Below are 16,689 nucleotides of genomic sequence, written 5' to 3' on the forward strand. Positions count from 1 at the left end.
CAGATCCTCCTTCCCTCCATGCTGCCCCCGCCCGGGGCGTCCGGAAAGGCCGGGGGCGCCGACGGCGGCGGCCCGCCGCGCCAGACCGTGCGCATCGGGCGGACAAGCAGGACCATGGTCGTGTCGAAGGATGGCCCGATGGACCCTGCGCGAGATGCTTTTGACGCCGTTCCGACGCCGACGGAACCGCGCGATCCCCTCGACGCGTCCACCGACGCGGCGGCGGTCGTGTCGGCGGACGGTGTCGTGATCGGCTGGACCCGGGGCGCCGAGGCACTGCTCGGCCGCCCGGCCGCGGACGTGGTGGGCCGCTCCGCCGCGCACCTGGTGGCGATGCCCGGGGACCCGGCGCGGGTGGCCGGCGTCGCCGAGCGGTGCCGTGCGGGCATGGGGTGGAGCGGCCAGATCTCCGTACGGCACCACGACGGCCGTCCCGTCGAGGTCGACCTGCGGGTCTCGGCGTCCTTCCGTGTCGGCGGGGACGAGTGCTTCCTGCTCTCGGCGCGCCCGCAGAGCCGGCACTGGACGGTCGGCCAGTCCGTCCTCGACGGGTTTCTGACCCGCTGCCCGGTCGGCATGGCGGTGATGGACCTGCGGCTGCGCTACGTGTGGCTCAACGACACGCTGGAACGCTTCGGCGGGGTGCCCCGCGAACAGCGGCTGGGGCGCCGGCTCAGCGAGCTGCTGCCCGGGCTCCAGGCGGAGACCATCGAGGGCCTGATGCGCAAGGTCCTGGAGACCGGGGTCCCGGTCACCGACTACGAGTACCTGGGGTGGAGCTGGGCCGATCCGCACCGCGAGCACGCCTACTCCACGTCCTTCTTCCCCCTCGTGGACGCCGACGGCTCCGCCTCCGGTGTCTGCTACATGGTCCAGGACGTCACCGAGCGATCGAACGCCCGCCGGCTCCTGTCGCTGGTCAACGAGGCCGGCGCGAGCGTCGGAACGACCCTGGACGTGATGCGGACGGCCCAGGAACTCGCCGACTTCGCCGTGCCCCGCTTCGCCGACTTCGTCCTCGTCGACCTCCTGGAGCCCGTGCTCAGCACCGAGGGGCACGGGGCGTGGCTGACGGACGCGGGCCCGGCACCCGCCAGGCCGGTGATGCGCCGCGCCGGGATGAGCTCGGTGCGGGAGGGCTGCCCGGAGGCCGTGGCCCGCGTCGGCGACAGGGTGGACTTCCTGCCTCCGCCGCACGACGCGCGGCTGCTCATCGACGGCGAGCCGATCCTCATCCCCGTCCTCGACCCCTCCGACGCCCTGTGGACCGCCGAGCAGCCCCGACGGGCGGCCAGCATCCGCGAGTTCGGGCTGCACTCCCTGATCTCGGTACCGATGCGGGCGCGGAACACGGCCCTGGGCCTGACGACGTTCGTACGGTCGCTCAACCCCGTGTCGTTCCAGCCCGACGACGTCCTGCTCGCGCAGGAACTGGTGGCGCGGGCGGCGCTGTGCGTGGACAACGCGCGGCGGTACACGCGGGAGCACACGGCGGCCGTCACCCTGCAGCGCAGTCTGCTGCCGCACGCCCTGAGCGGCGGCACCGCGCTGGAGGTGGCCTCCTCCTACCTGCCGGCGGATCCCACCGACGGGGTGGGCGGCGACTGGTTCGACGTGATCCCGCTGTCCGGGGCCCGGGTCGGCCTCGTCGTCGGAGACGTGGTGGGGCACGGCATCGCCGCCGCCGCGACCATGGGCCGGCTGCGCACCGCCGTGCAGACGCTCGCCGACATGGAGATGCCCCCGGACGAACTGCTCGCCCACCTCGACGACCTCGTGCTCCGGCTGAGCGCGGACCGCACCGACGACGTCGCGGTCCGGCACAGTGCGACCGCGTTCCTCGGCGCCACCTGCCTGTACGCCGTCTACGACCCGGTCACCCGGCGGTGCAGGATGGCCCGCGCCGGACACCCGCCGCCCGTCGTCGTCGCGCCCGACGGCCGGGTCTCCTTCCCCGAGCCCCCGGCCGGGCCTCCGCTGGGGCTCGGCGGGATGGCGTTCGAGGCGACCGAGATCGAGCTCGCCGAGAACAGCCTGCTCGGCCTGTACACCGACGGCCTCATCGAGGGAGCCGACCGCGACATGGAGCTGGGCATGGCCCGGCTCGCCGACCTGCTCGCCCGCTCCGACGGCGACCTCGACGACCTGTGCGCGTCGGCCGTGCGCCGGCTCGTGCCCGTGAACCGGCCCGACGACATCGCCCTGCTGCTGGCGCGCACCCACGCCCTGGGTCCCGACCGGGTCGTCTCCTGGGACGTGCCCGTGGACCCGGCCGCCGTCGCCGACATCCGGGCCCGGGCGACCCGCCAGGTGGAGGCCTGGGGGCTGGGGGAGGCGGCCATGACGGCGGAACTCGTCGTGAGTGAGCTGGTCACCAACGCCGTACGGTACGCCGCACCGCCCATCCGGCTGCGACTGCTCCGCGACACACGTCTGACCTGCGAGGTCTCCGACGCCAGCAGTACCGCGCCCCGGCTCCGGCACGCCCGGAGCACGGACGAGGGGGGCCGTGGTCTCTTCCTGGTGGCCCAGCTCTCCCATCGGTGGGGGGCCCGGTACACGGGCGAAGGGAAGATCATCTGGGCCGAGCTGGAGCTCGGCCGGTGACGAGCTGCCGGTGACGAGCCGGAGGTCAGCCGGTGAGGAGGCCGTCCATCTGGCCGACCGCCTGCTTCAGGCCCTCCTCCATGCCCATCGTCATCAGCTGTTCCATCTGCTCACGGCTGTCGAAGACGGACCGGATCTCCATGCGGGTGCCGTCCCCGTGCCGGGCCAGCCGGACCCGCACGGTGGTGGTCGGCATGGTGGGACTCGGGGTTCCCTCCGCGTCGGCGAAGCCGTCGGTGAACTCCAGGGACGTGGGTGCGGCGACGGACGTGACGCGCCACCAGCCGCGGTGCTTGTCGCCCTCGGGGCTCGTCATGAAGTAGGTGACCTCGCCGCCCGGGGTCAGGTCGTGGCTCTCGACGGTGGCCGGGTAGGCCGGGGGTCCCCACCAGCGCTCCAGCCGGCGGGGGTCCGCCCACAGCTGCCACACGTCCTCCACGGAGGCGGCGAAGTCGGCGATCAGGGTGAGGGTGAGGCTGTCGAGGTCCTTGTCCACGCTGGTCACGGTCATGGGTCCGGTCCTTCCTTCGGATGGTGCTGCGCCGTGCGGGGGCCCGGGGGCAGCAGGTCGGACATCCGCTCCACCCGGCCGCGCCACAGGGCCTCCAGTTCGTCGAGGGCCCGCCGGGCCCGCGCCACGGCGTCGGGCTCCGTGAGGACGAGCTGCTCCCGTCCGCGCCGCTGCTTGGTGACCAGCCCGGCCCGCTCCAGCACCGTCACGTGTTTCTGCACGGCGGCGAAGCTCATCGGGTAGGCGGCGGCCAGTTGCGACACCGACAGATCGCCCTGGACGCACCGGCGGAGTATGTCCCGTCGGGTCGTGTCCGCCAGGGCGTGGAAGAGCCGGTCCAGGGTTCCGGCAGCACCTTCATCTACAACCATTTGGTTGTATGTTAGTCGGCCCCCCGTACCCCCGCAACCGCGCGACCGCGGTCCCCGGCCCCGCTCCGACCTGCTGTGACTTCTCCCACCTGCTCTTGCCCGGGCCAGGAAGGCTTCCCTACGTTCGATCGCATGTCCCACCATGGCCCCACTCCTTCGGACGAACCGGTCGGCTGGTCCCTCGACCTGAGCGCGCACGAGATGCTCCGGCGGGCACACGTCCTGGACGCCCTCGGCGCCGACTGGGACCCCGTCGAGGCACTGCGCGGCGAGGAAGCGGCGAACGCGCTGCTCTACTCGGGTCTCGACGAGGAGCAGCAGCGCGTGTACGACGAACTGGTCGCGGCCGGTGTGCTGCCGCCGCGAGGGGGCGGCAGTGCTGCCGCTTGACCCGCACGCCGACATCGGCCGCCGGGCCTGGGTGGCCTGCCCCAACTGCGACGACCGCCAGGGCTGCGACCCCTGCGCGCAGGGACGCACCTGCTCCGCGCACTGGCGCTATCTGCTGTCCCACACCGGCAGCCTGCTCCATCTGCAGTGCCCGTCCTGCACCCACGTCTGGGACCACGAGACGCACTTCGGGGCCACCCGCTCCCGCTGGGAGCGCATCGTAGACCGCCTGCGGGGCCAGTGAGGCCGGACGGCGCAGCACGCCCTGCTTTCGGATGACCCCACCGGCTGTCTACTGAGCGGCGCGGCGGGCCTGACGGACGATCGCAGTCGGCGGTCATCCCCGGCTGCCGTTCGTCCGCCCGGAGACAGCCGTGCACATCCTGCTTCTGGCCAGCGCGTTCAACAGCCTCACCCAGCGGGTCCACGCCGCACTGCGCGATCGCGGCCACACCGTCGCCGTGGAGCTCGCCCTGCCCCACGACGGCTCGCTGTCCGAGACCGTACGGCGGCACGACCCGCGGCTCGTGGTCGCGCCGATGCTGAAGACGGCGATCCCCGAGGACGTCTGGACGGCGTACACCTGCCTCGTCGTCCATCCGGGCCCGGTCGGTGACCGGGGGCCCTCCTCCCTGGACTGGGCCATCCACGAGGGCGCCGAGGACTGGGGCGTGACCGTGCTGCAGGCCGACGCCGAGATGGACGCCGGTGACGTGTGGGCGTCCGTGCCGTGCCGGATGCCCGCGACGGGCAAGAGCGAGCTGTACCGGGGCGAGGTCGCCGACGCCGCGCTGGCCGCCGTGCTCCTCGCGGTGGAGCGCTTCGCCGGCGGCACGTACGTGCCGTGCGGCCAGGACGGACCGGTGCGCGCCCGGCCGTACCTCGACCAGAGCGTCCGGCGGATCGACTGGGCCGAGGACTCCACGGCGACCGTCCTGCGCAAGCTGCGGGCCGCCGACTCGCAGCCCGGCGTACTGGACGCGTTCCTCGGCGGCGCATGGTACCTGCACGGCGGCCACCCCGAAGGAGCGCTGCGCGGCCGCCCCGGCGAGCTGCTGGCCACCCGGGCCGGGGCGATCTGCCGGGCCACGGCCGACGGCGCCGTGTGGATCCCCGAACTGCGGCCCCGCCGTGGGCCCGGGCAGCCGCCGACGTACAAGCTGCCCGCCACCACCGCCCTCGGCGACCGGCTGCCGCCCCTGCCCGAGGCCCGGGAAGCCACCTGGACGGACATCCGCTACCGGGAGGACGGGAACGTCGGCTTCCTGTCGTTCTCCTTCCCCGGCGGCGCCATGAGCACCGAGCAGTGCCGGCGTCTGCTGGACGCCTACCGGTCGGCGTGCGAGCGGCCCACGTCGGTGCTGGTGCTCGGCGGGCCGCGGGACTTCTTCTCCAACGGGATCCACCTCAACGTCATCGAGGCCGCCGCCGACCCCGCCGCCGAGTCCTGGGCCAACATCAACGCCATCGACGATCTGGTCGAAGCGGTCCTGACGACCACGGACCGCCTCGTCGTCGCGGCCCTCGCGGGCAACGCCGCGGCGGGCGGCGTGATGCTCGCCCTGGCGGCCGACGAGGTCTGGTGCCGCTCGGGCGCCGTGCTGAACCCCCACTACCGGCTGATGGGCCTGTACGGCTCGGAGTACTGGACCTACAGCCTCCCGCGCCGAGTGGGCCCCGCCGTCGCCGAACGGCTCATGCGCGAGGCGCTCCCGGTGAGCGCGGCGGCCGCCCAGCGCCTCGGACTCGTCGACCGGGTGCTCGACTGCGCCCCCGACGCGTTCGCGGGCGAGGTCGCCGGCCTGGCGGCGCGGCTGGCGTCCCGGCCGGCCGTATCGGCCCGTGTCACCGCGAAGAAGACGGAGCTGGACCGGCTCCAGAACCTGACCCCGCTGGCCGGCTTCCGGGAGCGGGAGCTGGCCCGGATGCGCCGGACCTTCGACGACCCCGACGCCCCGTACCACGCCCTGCGCCGCGCGTTCGTCCACAAGGAGCGCCCGGCGTGCACCCCGCCGCACCTCGCCGCGGTTGCGCGCGGCGGGCCGGTCCCCTGTGCCGCCGATGTCACCGGAACGGACCCCGCCGGCGTCTCATCCGGGCCGAACCACTGATACGAAGAGTCCTGATGGCCGAAATGCAGGCCTTCATCCCTTACCTCCCCGGGAGGCGGTCCCATGACTGAGGCGACGCCGGACACGGTCGGTGCCGCGGGCGCCACAGGCGCGCTCGCCGACGAGACACCCACGATCCACATCCTCTGGATCAACGCGGGGCTGAGCTGCGACGGCGACTCGGTCGCGCTGACGGCGGCCATGCAGCCGAGCATCGAGGAGATCGCGCTGGGCGCGCTCCCGGGGCTGCCGAAGATCGCCGTGCACTGGCCGCTCATCGACTTCGAGTGCGGTCCGGTCGGCGGTGCCGACACGTTCATCGAGTGGTTCTTCAAGGGGGAGCGGGGCGAGATCGACCCGTTCGTCCTGGTCGTCGAGGGGTCCATCCCCAACGAGGCGATCAAGCCGGAGGGCTACTGGTGCGGCTTCGGCGACAACCCCGAGACGGGGCAGCCGATCACGACCAGCGAGTGGATCGACCGGCTCGCGCCCAAGGCGCTGGCGGTGGTCGCCATCGGCACCTGCGCCACGTACGGCGGCATCCACGCCATGGCCGGCAACCCGACCGGCGCGATGGGTGTGCCCGACTACCTCGGCTGGGACTGGAAGTCCCAGGCCGGCATCCCCATCGTGTGCGTGCCCGGCTGCCCGATCCAGCCCGACAACTTCGCCGAGACGCTCACCTACCTGCTCTACCAGGCGGCAGGCTCCGCCCCGATGATCCCGCTGGACGACAAGCTGCGTCCGACCTGGCTGTTCGGGGCCACCGTCCACGAGGGCTGCGACCGCGCGGGCTACTACGAGCAGGGCGAGTTCGCGCTGTCGTACGACTCGCCGAAGTGCCTGGTCAAGATCGGCTGCTGGGGTCCCGTCGTCAAGTGCAACGTGCCCAAACGCGGCTGGATGAACGGCATCGGCGGCTGCCCCAACGTCGGCGGCATCTGCATCGCCTGCACCATGCCCGGCTTCCCCGACAAGTTCATGCCGTTCATGGACGAACCCCCCGGGGCGAAGGTCTCCAGCACGGCCAGCGGCGCCTACGGCGCCGTGATCCGCAAACTGCGGGACATCACCGCGAAGACGGTGGACAAGGAACCCAAGTGGCGCCGTACCGGAGAGAAGATCACCACCGGCTACCGGCCCCCCTGGTGACCTCCTCCCGCACCTGACCACGCGTCAACCGCTTCTGCTTCGTGCACCCCGCACACCCGAACCTCCCGCGCAACGAAGGGCACGGCAAAGACGATGGCAAGGACGACGGCGGCCGGAGACGGCAGCGGCCTGGTGGAGATGGCCTGGGACCCGATCACCCGGATCGTGGGCAGCCTGGGCATCCACACGAAGATCGACTTCAAGCAGAAGCGGGTCGCGGAGTGCTACAGCACCTCGTCGGTCTTCCGCGGCTACAGCGTCTTCATGCGCGGCAAGGACCCCAGGGACGCCCACTTCATCACCAGCCGCATCTGCGGGATCTGCGGCGACAACCACGCCACCTGCTCGGTGTACGCGCAGAACATGGCGTACGGCGTCAAGCCCCCGCACCTCGGCGAGTGGATCATCAACCTCGGCGAGTCCGCGGAGTACATGTTCGACCACAACATCTTCCAGGAGAACCTGGTCGGGGTCGACTACTGCGAGAAGATGGTCAAGGAGACCAACCCCGGTGTGCTCGAACTCGCCGAGCGCACCGAGGCCCCGCACGCCGCGGAACACGGCTACCGCACGATCGCCGACATCATGCGCTCGCTCAACCCCCTGGAGGGCGAGTTCTACCGCGAGGCCCTCCAGGTCAGCCGCTACACGCGCGAGATGTTCTGCCTGATGGAGGGACGCCACGTCCACCCCTCCACGCTCTACCCGGGCGGCGTCGGCACCATCGCCTCCGTACAGCTCTTCACGGACTACATGAGCCGCCTGATGCGGTACGTCGAGTTCATGAAGCGGGTCGTGCCCCTGCACGACGACCTGTTCGACTTCTTCTACGAGGCACTGCCCGGCTACGAGGAAGTGGGCCGCCGGCGTGTCCTGCTCGGCTGCTGGGGCGCGCTCAACGACCCCGAGTACTGCGACTTCACCTACGCCAACATGACGGACTGGGGCCGGCGGATGTTCGTCACGCCCGGCATCGTCGTCGACGGCAAGCTCCTCACCAACGACCTCACCGAGATCAACCTCGGCATCCGCATCCTGCTCGGCAGCTCCTACTACGAGGACTGGCAGGGCCAGGAGCAGTTCGTCACCCACGACCCGCTGGGCAACCCCGTGGACCCGCGCCACCCGTGGAACCAGCACACCATCCCCGCCCCGCAGAAGCGGAACTTCGACGACAAGTACAGCTGGGTCATGTCCCCGCGCTGGTTCGACGGCAAGGACCACCTCGCCCTCGACACCGGCGGCGGCCCCCTCGCCCGCCTGTGGTCCACCGCCCTGTCCGGACTCGTCGACACCGGCCATGTGAAGGCCACCGGACACAGCGTGGTCATCAACCTGCCGCGCACCCTGACCAAGCCCGAGACCACCTTCGAGTGGAAGATCCCCCGGTGGAGCAACGCGCTGGAACGCAACCGCGCGCGCACCTACTTCCAGGCCTACACCGCCGCCCTGGCGCTGCACTTCGCGGAGAAGGGCCTGGAGGAGGTCCGTGCCGGACGCACCCAGACCTGGGAGAAGTTCGAGGTCCCGGACGAGGGCATCGGCGTCGGCTTCACCGAGGCGGTCCGCGGCGTCCTCTCCCACCACATGGTGATCCGCGACGGCAAGATCGCCAACTACCACCCCTACCCGCCCACCCCCTGGAACGCCAGCGTCAGGGACTCCTACGGCACACCGGGCCCCTACGAGGACGCCGTGCAGAACACCCCGATCTTCGAGGAGAACCCGCCGGAGAACTTCAAGGGCATCGACATCATGCGCGCCGTGCGCAGCTTCGACCCCTGTCTGCCCTGCGGCGTCCACATGTACGTCGGCGACGGCAGGACCGTGAAGTCGATGCACGTGCCCACCGGCCTGAGCGGACTGGGCGGATGAGCGCGCCGGCCGCGACGCGGCCCGTGACCGCGGAACAGACGGGCCGCCGTGTCGAGGAGGTCCTGGACCGGCTGGCCGCGAGCGGCGATCACGCCGCCGCGGCCGCGGCCGAGGAACTCGTCCGCACCCTCATGGACTTCTACGGCTCCGGCCTCGCCCGCGTCGTGGAACTGCTGGACTCCGCTCCCGGCGCACCGCTGGCCGGGCTGCTCGGCGACGACCTCGTCGCGAGCCTGCTCGTCCTGCACGACCTGCACCCCGAGGACCGCGACACCCGGATCGCCCGGGCCCTCGACAGCGTCCGCGACCACACCCTGGAAGTGGTCGGCTTCGAGGAGCGCAGCGGCACGCTGAGGGTGCGCGCCCGGGCGGGCGGCGGCTGCGGCTGCGGCTCCGGCACGGACGCCCGGCAGGCCGCGGAGGCCGCGCTCGCCTGCTTCGCACCCGAGGTCAGGGCCGTCGACGTGGAGACCTCCCCGGCCGGGCCCACGCTCCTGCAGATCGGCACGGCACCGACGGGCGCCCGATGAGCGCGACCACAGTCGGCCTGCGGAGGTTCCTCACCGAGCGTCCGCCGCGGCCGGAGCGGTGCGAGCTGTGCGCGGTCGTGGTGCCCGAGGACCACCGGCACCTGGTCGACACCGAGAAGCGCGCCCTCGTCTGCGCCTGCGCGGCCTGCGCGCTGCTCATGGAACAACCGGGCGCCGCCGCGGGCCGCTTCCGCGCGGTCCCGGCCCGCTACCTCACCGACCCCGGCCACCGCCTCGACGAGTGGGCCTGGGAGGCGCTGCAGATCCCGGTCGGCGTCGCCTTCTTCTTCCGCAACGCGGCGCTCGACCGGCTGGTCGCCCTCTACCCGAGCCCGGCCGGAGCCACCGAGAGCGAACTCGACCCGGCCACCTGGACGCAGGTCCTCGGCGGCAGCCGCCTCGCCGGACTCCTCGAACCGGACGTGGAGGCACTGCTGCTGCGCCGCACCGACGGCCGCCACGCATGCCACCTCGTCCCCATCGACATCTGCTACGAACTCGTCGGCCGGATGCGCCTGCTGTGGCAGGGCTTCGACGGCGGGGCCGAGGCCCGCGCGGCACTGGACGCGTTCTTCGCGGACGTCGAGCGCCGCGTGCGGCCCGTGGACGACGCGCGGTGCCCGGCAGAAGAGGCGGGGCGCCCGACGCACGACGCGGGGCGTCCGACGCACGACGCGGGGCGCTCCCCGGGCGGGGCGGGACGCCCGTGACGGAGTTCTCCTTCGCCTGCACCGGCGTCCGTGCCGACCGCTTCGCCGCCGGACCGACCCTCGTCTTCCGGCTGCGCGTCACCGCCTCCGGCGACACGCCCGTGCACGCCCTCGCCCTGCGCTGCCAGATCCGCATCGAACCCGCCCGCCGCGCCTACGCGCCGGCCGAGGCGGACGGCCTGAAGGACCTCTTCGGCGAACGCTCCCGCTGGGGGAGCACCCTCCAGCCGGTGCAGTTCGCCCAGGTGCCGCTGATGGTCTCCTCCTTCACCGGGGAGACCGAGGCCGACCTCGTCGTCCCCTGCACCTACGACATGGACATCGCCGCCACCCGCTACCTCGACGCCCTCACCGACGGCGAGGTCCCCCTGCTGCTGCTCTTCTCCGGCACGGCCTTCACCGGCGCCGGCGGCTTCCAGGTCGAGCCGGTGCCGTGGGACCGCGAGGCATCCTTCCGGCTGCCGGTCGCCACCTGGCGGGAGATGGTCGAGCAGCACTTCCCCGGCTGCGGCTGGATCCGGCTGCCCCGCGACACCATGGCCGCCCTCCTCGCCTACCGCTCCCGGCACGCCCTGCCCTCCTGGGAGGCGACCCTCAAGGCCCTGCTCGACGACCGCGGCGCCCCGGACCCGCCCGCGAGGGACCCGTTCCGCGCGCTCACCGGCACCACCGGAAGGACCGACCCGTGACCGTGACCGCGTTCGCCCCCGAGACCGAGGAGCGGTTCGCCCTCGCCCGGCAGGTGGCCGACGCCGTCCTCTTCGAGGGCTACGTGCTCTACCCGTACCGCGCCTCCTCCGCCAAGAACCGGCTGCGCTGGCAGTTCGGCGTGCTCGTGCCCCCCGCCTGGGGCGCCGAGTGCGAGGAGCACGACTTCCAGCACACCGAGTGCCTGATGGAACCGAGAAGGGGCGCGACCCTCTCCGTCGAGGTGCGCTTCCTGCACGCCCGGCGGCGCACCGTGCAGCGGGCCTGCCCGGACGGCGGTTACGAGACGGTCGCCGAACTCCGCCTCGACGACCGGGTGCTGGTGCCCTGGGACGAGGGCGGCGAGGAGCGCGTCGAACTGGTCGTACCGGTCGACGAACTCCTCGGCGACGGCGTCACGCACCCCTTCCGGCGCCCGGCCCGGGAGGACACCGAACCGGTCCTGGACGCGGCGGGCCGCGTCGTCGGCCGGCTGGCGCGGCGGAGCGAGGAGATCAGCGGAACGCTCAGGCTGTCCGCCCGCGAGCTCGACGGGCCCTACCGGACCATGCGGCTGACCGCCGTCGTGGAGAACAGCAGCGACTGGACACCGCCGCAGGGCCGTGCCGCCGACCGGGACGCGGCGCTGCCGCACTCCCTGGTGGCCACCCACCTCCTCATGGCCCTCAGCGCCGGATCGTTCCTGTCGATGACCGATCCCCCCGAATGGGCGAAGGGCGCGGCCGCCGCCTGCCGCAACCTGCACACCTGGCCCGTGCTCGCCGGCGAACCCGGCCGCGCCGACCTCGTGCTGTCCTCACCGATCATCCTGGAGGACCATCCGGCCATCGCTCCGGAGAGCCCCGGCGCGCTCTACGACGCCACCGAGATCGACGAGATCCTCGCCCTGCGCACCGCCGCCCTCACCGACGAGGAGAAGCGCGAGGCCCGGGGCACCGACGAGCGGGCCGCCGCCGTGATCGACCTCGCGGACTCGATGCCCGCGGAGGTGCTGGAACGTCTGCACGGGGCGGTGCGCAGCCTGCGCGAGGTGACCGGTTCCGGCCCGGCCGCCGGCTTCCCCGACGAGCACGGCGTACGGCGCCCGGACACGCCCTGGTGGGACCCGGCCGGCGAGGCCGGCTTCGACCCGGAGCGGGACGGCGTGGTCGTGGACGGCCGCCCGGTGTCCAGGGGCAGCCGCGTCGTACTGCGCCCGGGCCGGCGCCACACGGACGCACAGGACCTGTTCCTGCACGGCCGCACCGCGACGGTCGAAGCGGTCCTGCACGACGTCGACGGCGTCGTGCACCTGGCGGTCACGGTCGAGGGCGACCCGGGCGCCGACATCCGCCGCGAGCAGGGCCGCTTCCTGTACTTCCAGCCCGACGAGATCTCCCCCGCGGAGGACGACGGATGAGCGGCCCCCGGCCCACCCTCGTCGCCGGCATCGGCAACATCTTCCTCGGCGACGACGGCTTCGGCGTGGAGACCGCACGCCGGCTGGCCGAGCGCGACCTGCCCGGTCACACCGAGGTCGTGGACATCGGCGTGCGCGGGGTGCACCTCGCCTACCAGCTGCTGGACGGCTACGACACCCTCGTCCTGGTGGACGCCACGGCACGCGGCGAGGCACCCGGCACGCTGTACGTCATCGAATACGACGGCCCCGGCGGCGGCACCGCAGCGGTTCCCGCGCTCGACGGCCACCGGATGACCCCCGACACCGTCCTGGCGCTGCTGGGCACCCTCTGCGCCGGCACCGGCGGACAGCCGCCGCGGCGGGTCCTGATCGTCGGATGCGAGCCTGCCTCGACCGAGGAGGGCATCGGCCTCAGCCCGCCGGTGTCCGACGCCGTGCCCCGGGCCGTTCGGCTGATCGAAGAGCTGCTGGCGGACGCCGAGCCGTCCCCGGCCCAGGCCTCAACCACTGAGGCTCCGAGATGAGGAGAGACGGATGAAGAAGATCGTGTTCGGGGGAGCGGCCCTCGCCGCCATGGCCGTGGTCGTCGTCGAGGTCTTCCCCGACATCAGGCGCTACCTCCGGATCCGCCGCATGTGACACCGGGCGCCGCCGTGCGGGCCGGGCGGTTGCGTCGAACGGCGTACCCGCCGGCCGGTGACGGCGTGCCGGGCCGTGCGGCCCGGGTGCACCCGCCTCTAATGAAGGCCGGCGGCAGCCACACCCGGGAGGTCGAGGACCGATGCACGAGATGTCCGTCGCGCTGGCCGTCGTCGACCAGGTCACCGAGGCCGCCGCGCGGGCCGGTGACGTCACGGCGGTCCGCTCGGTACGGCTCCAGGTGGGCGAACTGGCCGGAGTCGTCCCCGACGCGCTCGCCTTCTGCTTCGAACTGGCCTGCGCCGGGACCCTGCTGGAAGGCGCCGAACTGGTCACCGAGGCGGTGCCCGGGAGGGCCCGCTGCACCTCCTGCGCGCACGCCTGGGCCGTCGGCATGCCGCCCCGGCTCACCTGCCCCGGGTGCGGCGGCGGCAGCACCGACCTGGTCGCCGGGCGGGAACTGCAGATCACCGGCGTGCGGTGGGAGGACGGCGACGCCGCACCCGCGCCCACCGGCGCACCGATCCCCGAGGAGTGCTGAACCATGTGTCGTGTCGCCGACCTGCGGCAGGCCGTGCTCGCGAAGAACGACGCGAGCGCCCACACCCTGCGCGACCACCTCGCCGCTCGCGGCACCACGGTCGTCAACCTGCTCTCCAGCCCCGGCAGCGGCAAGACCGCGCTGCTGGAGCAGGAACTGCTGCGGGCCCGCGAGCGGTCCGTGCCCGTCGCGGCGCTGACCGCCGACCTCGCCACCGAGAACGACGCCGCGCGCCTGGCCCGGGCGGGCGTCCCGGTCAGACAGGTGCTCACCGACGGACTGTGCCACCTGGAGGCGGGGATGCTCGCCGGCCACCTCGACGGATGGCTGCCCGGGGACACCCGGCTGCTGTTCGTGGAGAACGTCGGCAACCTGGTCTGCCCCGCCTCCTACGACCTGGGGGAGACCCTCAGGGTCGTCCTCGCCTCCGTGACGGAGGGCGAGGACAAGCCGCTGAAGTACCCCACCGCCTTCGGCCTCGCCCATCTCGTCGTGGTCACCAAGACCGACATCGCCGAAGCCGTCGAGTTCGACGAGATCGCCTTCCGCGCGAACGTGGAACAGGTCAACCCGGGCGTCGAGGTCGTCCTGACCTCGGCACGCAGGGGCAAGGGCGTCGGCGCGCTGCTCGACAGGGCGCTGGCCGCCGCGGCCGGCACCCCCGTCCACACCCCGGTCATGGCCGGGCAGCCGGACGCTCACCACGGCCACACCCACCCCCACCCGGGCGCGGCCGACGCCGGCGCCCTGGCCCCCCAGCGCTCGTGAGCGCTCCGCCGTCAGCGGCCGCCGTCGCCGGCGACCCTCCGCTGCGCCGCCGGGTCGTCGTCCGCGGAGTGGTGCAGGGCGTCGGCTTCCGCCCGTACCTGTACGGCCTCGCCACCGAACTCGCGCTGGTCGGACACGTCACCAACACCCCGGAGGGCGTCGTCGCCGAGGTCGAGGGCAGCGCCTCGGCCGTGGCCCGGTTCTGCGCCCGGATCGCCGCCCAGGCACCCCCGCTGGCCCGCGTGGAGTCCGTCCACCACCAGGAACTGCCCCCCACCGGCGGTGAGGCGTTCACCATCCTCGCCTCCCGCACCGGAGGGCCGGCCCGCACCCTGGTCTCCCCGGACAGCGCCACCTGCGCCGACTGCCTCGCCGAACTGGCCGACCCCGCGGACCGGCGCCACCGCCACCCCTTCGTCAACTGCACCCACTGCGGTCCGCGCTTCACCATCGTCACCGGCGTGCCCTACGACCGGGCCCACACCACGATGGCCGGCTTCGCGATGTGCCCCGACTGCGCCCGCGAGTACGGCGATCCGGGCGACCGGCGCTTCCACGCACAGCCGGTCGCCTGCCCGGCCTGCGGGCCGCGGCTGCGGCTGATCCTGCCGGGCTCCGACACCCCGGCCGGAGCGGACCCGGTCGCCGGGGCCCGCGCGCTGCTCGCCGGCGGCGCGATCCTCGCCGTGAAGGGACTGGGCGGCTACCACCTGGCCTGCGACGCCACCAACGGCACGGCCGTCGCCCTCCTCAGGCACCGCAAGGCCCGCGGCGACAAACCGTTCGCCGTCATGGCCCGCGGCCCGGCCGACGTCGAGCACCTCGTCCGGCTGGGCCCCGAGGAACGGCGCCTGCTCGAAGGCGGCATCAGGCCCGTCGTACTCCTGCGGCGCCGCCCGGACCCGTCGTACCCCGCGGGGGCCCCGCGCCCCGCCGAGGCCGTCGCGCCCGGCAGCCCCGACCTCGGGGTGATGCTGCCGTACACCCCCCTGCACCACCTGCTGCTCGGCCTGCCGGGCGATCCCGACGGGCCCCGGCTGCTCGTCATGACCAGCGGCAACGTCTGCGGGGAGCCGATCGTCACCGACGACACCGAGGCACTCGAACGGCTCGCGCACCTCGCCGACGCCTGGCTCACCCACGACCGGCCCATCCGCGTTCCCTGCGACGACTCCGTGGTCCGCGTCTGCGACGGCGAACCGCTGCTGATCCGCCGCTCGCGCGGCTACGCCCCGCTGCCGGTCCCGCTGCCGCTGCCCGTCCGTCCCGCGCTCGCCGTCGGCGGAGACCTGAAGAACGCCTTCTGTCTCGGACAGGGCCGCCGGGCGTGGCTGTCCGCGCACATCGGCGACATGGACGACCTCGGCACCCAGCGGGCGTTCGCGCACGCGGCGGCGCACCTCGGGTCCCTCACCGGGGTGCGGCCCGAGACCCTGGTGGCCGACCGGCATCCCGGGTACCGCTCCGCCCGGTGGGCCGACCGGAACGCGGCCGGCCGGCCCGTGGCGCGGGTCCAGCACCATCACGCCCATGTCGCCGCCGTGATGGCCGAACACGGCCTCGACGGCACCCGGCCGGTGATCGGCGTCGCCTTCGACGGCACCGGTCACGGCGACGACGGCGCCATGTGGGGCGGGGAGTTCCTGCTCGCCGACTACGACGGCTTCACCCGGTTCGGGCACCTGGCGTACGTCCCGCTGCCCGGCGGCGACGCCGCGGTGCGCCGGCCGTACCGCATGGCCCTGTCCCATCTGCGGGCGGCCGGGATCGACTGGTCGGCCGACCTGCCCTGTACCGCCGCCTGCCCGCCCGAGGAACTCCCCGTCCTGCGCCGCCAGTTGGAGACCGGTCTGCACTGCGTCCGCACGTCCGGCATGGGCCGGCTCTTCGACGCCGTGTCCTCGCTCGCCGGGGTGTGCCACCGGGCCGGATACGAAGCCCAGGCCGCGGTCGAGCTGGAGGGGGCCGCCCTGCGGGCGCCCGCCGGGGACACCGCCGCCTACGCCTTCGCCCTGCACGCGCCAAAGGAGCGGGACGGCGGTGCCGTACGGGCCGATCCGGCACCCGTCCTCGCGGCCGTCGTCCGCGACCTGCGCGCGGGCCACGCGCCGGCCCTGGTCGCGGCCCGCTTCCACCGGGGCGTGACCGGCCTGGTGCACCGGATGTGCGCGGCGGCCCGGGAGCGGCACGGCCTGGACACGGTCGCCCTGACCGGAGGGGTGTTCGCCAACACCCTGCTCTCCTCGGCCTGCGCCACCGCCCTGCGCGAGGACGGTTTCACGGTCCTGCGGCACCGCCTCGTGCCGCCCAACGACGGCGGTCTGGCGCTGGGCCAGCTGATCGTGGCCGCCCGGGCCGTCCCCACCCCATGACC

At 73.4% G+C, this 16,689-nt stretch carries 17 protein-coding genes; 15 read left to right on the plus strand and 2 right to left on the minus strand.

The features are described 5' to 3' along the window. The first annotated feature begins 138 nt into the window (after positions 1–138). Positions 139–2,607: a SpoIIE family protein phosphatase gene (locus tag ACFY2L_RS25265; RefSeq protein ID WP_390657635.1), complete on the plus strand. Its 2,469-nt coding sequence runs from the start codon at positions 139–141 to the stop codon at positions 2,605–2,607. A gap of 25 nt (positions 2,608–2,632) precedes the next feature. Here the strand turns inward: ACFY2L_RS25265 and ACFY2L_RS25270 are convergent, their stop codons facing one another. Together ACFY2L_RS25270 and ACFY2L_RS25275 are read right to left on the minus strand one after the other, a co-directional pair. After that, positions 2,633–3,118: an SRPBCC domain-containing protein gene (locus ACFY2L_RS25270; protein ID WP_390657636.1), complete on the minus strand. Its 486-nt coding sequence runs from the start codon at positions 3,116–3,118 to the stop codon at positions 2,633–2,635. Next, complete coding sequence (locus ACFY2L_RS25275) at positions 3,115–3,489, minus strand: ArsR/SmtB family transcription factor (RefSeq protein ID WP_390823438.1); 375 nt, start codon at positions 3,487–3,489, stop codon at positions 3,115–3,117. Before ACFY2L_RS25275 ends, ACFY2L_RS25270 begins: the two co-directional genes overlap by 4 nt. A 132-nt stretch (positions 3,490–3,621) precedes the next feature. Between ACFY2L_RS25275 and ACFY2L_RS25280 the strand changes: the two genes are divergently transcribed. The 14 genes from ACFY2L_RS25280 to hypF all read left to right on the plus strand — a co-directional run bounded on the left by ACFY2L_RS25280 (position 3,622) and on the right by hypF (position 16,687). Next, complete coding sequence (locus ACFY2L_RS25280; RefSeq protein ID WP_390657638.1) at positions 3,622–3,879, plus strand: DUF6400 family protein; 258 nt, start codon at positions 3,622–3,624, stop codon at positions 3,877–3,879. Next, positions 3,866–4,123 (plus strand): hypothetical protein, encoded by a 258-nt coding sequence (locus tag ACFY2L_RS25285; protein WP_390657639.1) that lies wholly within the window; start codon positions 3,866–3,868, stop codon positions 4,121–4,123. The genes ACFY2L_RS25280 and ACFY2L_RS25285 overlap by 14 nt, the downstream gene beginning before the upstream one ends. A 130-nt stretch (positions 4,124–4,253) precedes the next feature. Further along, the gene (locus tag ACFY2L_RS25290; protein ID WP_390823439.1) at positions 4,254–5,990 is read left to right on the plus strand and encodes an enoyl-CoA hydratase-related protein; all 1,737 of its coding nucleotides are present in this window, start codon (positions 4,254–4,256) and stop codon (positions 5,988–5,990) included. 63 nt (positions 5,991–6,053) lie between these two features. Beyond that, positions 6,054–7,142, plus strand: a complete 1,089-nt coding sequence (locus tag ACFY2L_RS25295) for a hydrogenase expression protein HypE (protein WP_390657641.1) — start codon at positions 6,054–6,056, stop codon at positions 7,140–7,142. Between the two features lie 93 nt (positions 7,143–7,235). After that, complete coding sequence (locus ACFY2L_RS25300; RefSeq protein WP_390823440.1) at positions 7,236–9,017, plus strand: nickel-dependent hydrogenase large subunit; 1,782 nt, start codon at positions 7,236–7,238, stop codon at positions 9,015–9,017. Continuing rightward, positions 9,014–9,547, plus strand: coding sequence for a hypothetical protein (locus tag ACFY2L_RS25305; protein WP_390657643.1), 534 nt, complete (start codon positions 9,014–9,016; stop codon positions 9,545–9,547). Before ACFY2L_RS25300 ends, ACFY2L_RS25305 begins: the two co-directional genes overlap by 4 nt. Continuing rightward, positions 9,544–10,257, plus strand: coding sequence for a DUF5947 family protein (locus ACFY2L_RS25310; RefSeq protein WP_390823441.1), 714 nt, complete (start codon positions 9,544–9,546; stop codon positions 10,255–10,257). The genes ACFY2L_RS25305 and ACFY2L_RS25310 overlap by 4 nt, the downstream gene beginning before the upstream one ends. Further along, positions 10,254–10,946 (plus strand): DUF6084 family protein, encoded by a 693-nt coding sequence (locus ACFY2L_RS25315; RefSeq protein WP_390657645.1) that lies wholly within the window; start codon positions 10,254–10,256, stop codon positions 10,944–10,946. The genes ACFY2L_RS25310 and ACFY2L_RS25315 overlap by 4 nt, the downstream gene beginning before the upstream one ends. Further along, the gene (locus tag ACFY2L_RS25320; protein WP_390657646.1) at positions 10,943–12,364 is read left to right on the plus strand and encodes a hypothetical protein; all 1,422 of its coding nucleotides are present in this window, start codon (positions 10,943–10,945) and stop codon (positions 12,362–12,364) included. The genes ACFY2L_RS25315 and ACFY2L_RS25320 overlap by 4 nt, the downstream gene beginning before the upstream one ends. Beyond that, positions 12,361–12,891 (plus strand): hydrogenase maturation protease, encoded by a 531-nt coding sequence (locus tag ACFY2L_RS25325; RefSeq protein WP_390657647.1) that lies wholly within the window; start codon positions 12,361–12,363, stop codon positions 12,889–12,891. The genes ACFY2L_RS25320 and ACFY2L_RS25325 overlap by 4 nt, the downstream gene beginning before the upstream one ends. Before the next feature lie 10 nt (positions 12,892–12,901). Then, positions 12,902–13,006 (plus strand): DUF6893 family small protein, encoded by a 105-nt coding sequence (locus ACFY2L_RS25330; RefSeq protein WP_390657648.1) that lies wholly within the window; start codon positions 12,902–12,904, stop codon positions 13,004–13,006. 142 nt (positions 13,007–13,148) lie between these two features. Continuing rightward, positions 13,149–13,547 carry a hydrogenase maturation nickel metallochaperone HypA gene (locus ACFY2L_RS25335; protein WP_390657649.1) on the plus strand — a complete coding sequence of 133 codons (399 nt, stop codon included), beginning with the start codon at positions 13,149–13,151 and terminating at the stop codon, positions 13,545–13,547. Between the two features lie 3 nt (positions 13,548–13,550). Next, positions 13,551–14,315 carry a hydrogenase nickel incorporation protein HypB gene (gene hypB / locus ACFY2L_RS25340; RefSeq protein WP_390823442.1) on the plus strand — a complete coding sequence of 255 codons (765 nt, stop codon included), beginning with the start codon at positions 13,551–13,553 and terminating at the stop codon, positions 14,313–14,315. Then, positions 14,312–16,687 carry a carbamoyltransferase HypF gene (gene hypF, locus ACFY2L_RS25345; RefSeq protein WP_390823443.1) on the plus strand — a complete coding sequence of 792 codons (2,376 nt, stop codon included), beginning with the start codon at positions 14,312–14,314 and terminating at the stop codon, positions 16,685–16,687. Before hypB ends, hypF begins: the two co-directional genes overlap by 4 nt. Positions 16,688–16,689: the final 2 nt, after the last annotated feature.

Source organism: Streptomyces sp. NPDC001381, from assembly GCF_042895685.1.
Lineage (GTDB): Bacteria > Actinomycetota > Actinomycetes > Streptomycetales > Streptomycetaceae > Streptomyces.

What these genes read in the sequence shown, in the direction of transcription:
- ACFY2L_RS25265 (WP_390657635.1), top strand. Translation starts at nt 139, where the DNA reads ATGGACCCTGCGCGAGATGCTTTTGACGCCGTTCCGACGCCGACGGAA.
- ACFY2L_RS25270 (WP_390657636.1), bottom strand. Translation starts at nt 3,118, where the DNA reads ATGACCGTGACCAGCGTGGACAAGGACCTCGACAGCCTCACCCTCACC.
- ACFY2L_RS25275 (WP_390823438.1), bottom strand. Translation starts at nt 3,489, where the DNA reads ATGGTTGTAGATGAAGGTGCTGCCGGAACCCTGGACCGGCTCTTCCAC.
- ACFY2L_RS25280 (WP_390657638.1), top strand. Translation starts at nt 3,622, where the DNA reads ATGTCCCACCATGGCCCCACTCCTTCGGACGAACCGGTCGGCTGGTCC.
- ACFY2L_RS25295 (WP_390657641.1), top strand. Translation starts at nt 6,054, where the DNA reads ATGACTGAGGCGACGCCGGACACGGTCGGTGCCGCGGGCGCCACAGGC.
- ACFY2L_RS25300 (WP_390823440.1), top strand. Translation starts at nt 7,236, where the DNA reads ATGGCAAGGACGACGGCGGCCGGAGACGGCAGCGGCCTGGTGGAGATG.
- ACFY2L_RS25305 (WP_390657643.1), top strand. Translation starts at nt 9,014, where the DNA reads ATGAGCGCGCCGGCCGCGACGCGGCCCGTGACCGCGGAACAGACGGGC.
- ACFY2L_RS25310 (WP_390823441.1), top strand. Translation starts at nt 9,544, where the DNA reads ATGAGCGCGACCACAGTCGGCCTGCGGAGGTTCCTCACCGAGCGTCCG.
- ACFY2L_RS25325 (WP_390657647.1), top strand. Translation starts at nt 12,361, where the DNA reads ATGAGCGGCCCCCGGCCCACCCTCGTCGCCGGCATCGGCAACATCTTC.
- ACFY2L_RS25330 (WP_390657648.1), top strand. Translation starts at nt 12,902, where the DNA reads ATGAAGAAGATCGTGTTCGGGGGAGCGGCCCTCGCCGCCATGGCCGTG.
- ACFY2L_RS25335 (WP_390657649.1), top strand. Translation starts at nt 13,149, where the DNA reads ATGCACGAGATGTCCGTCGCGCTGGCCGTCGTCGACCAGGTCACCGAG.
- hypB (WP_390823442.1), top strand. Translation starts at nt 13,551, where the DNA reads ATGTGTCGTGTCGCCGACCTGCGGCAGGCCGTGCTCGCGAAGAACGAC.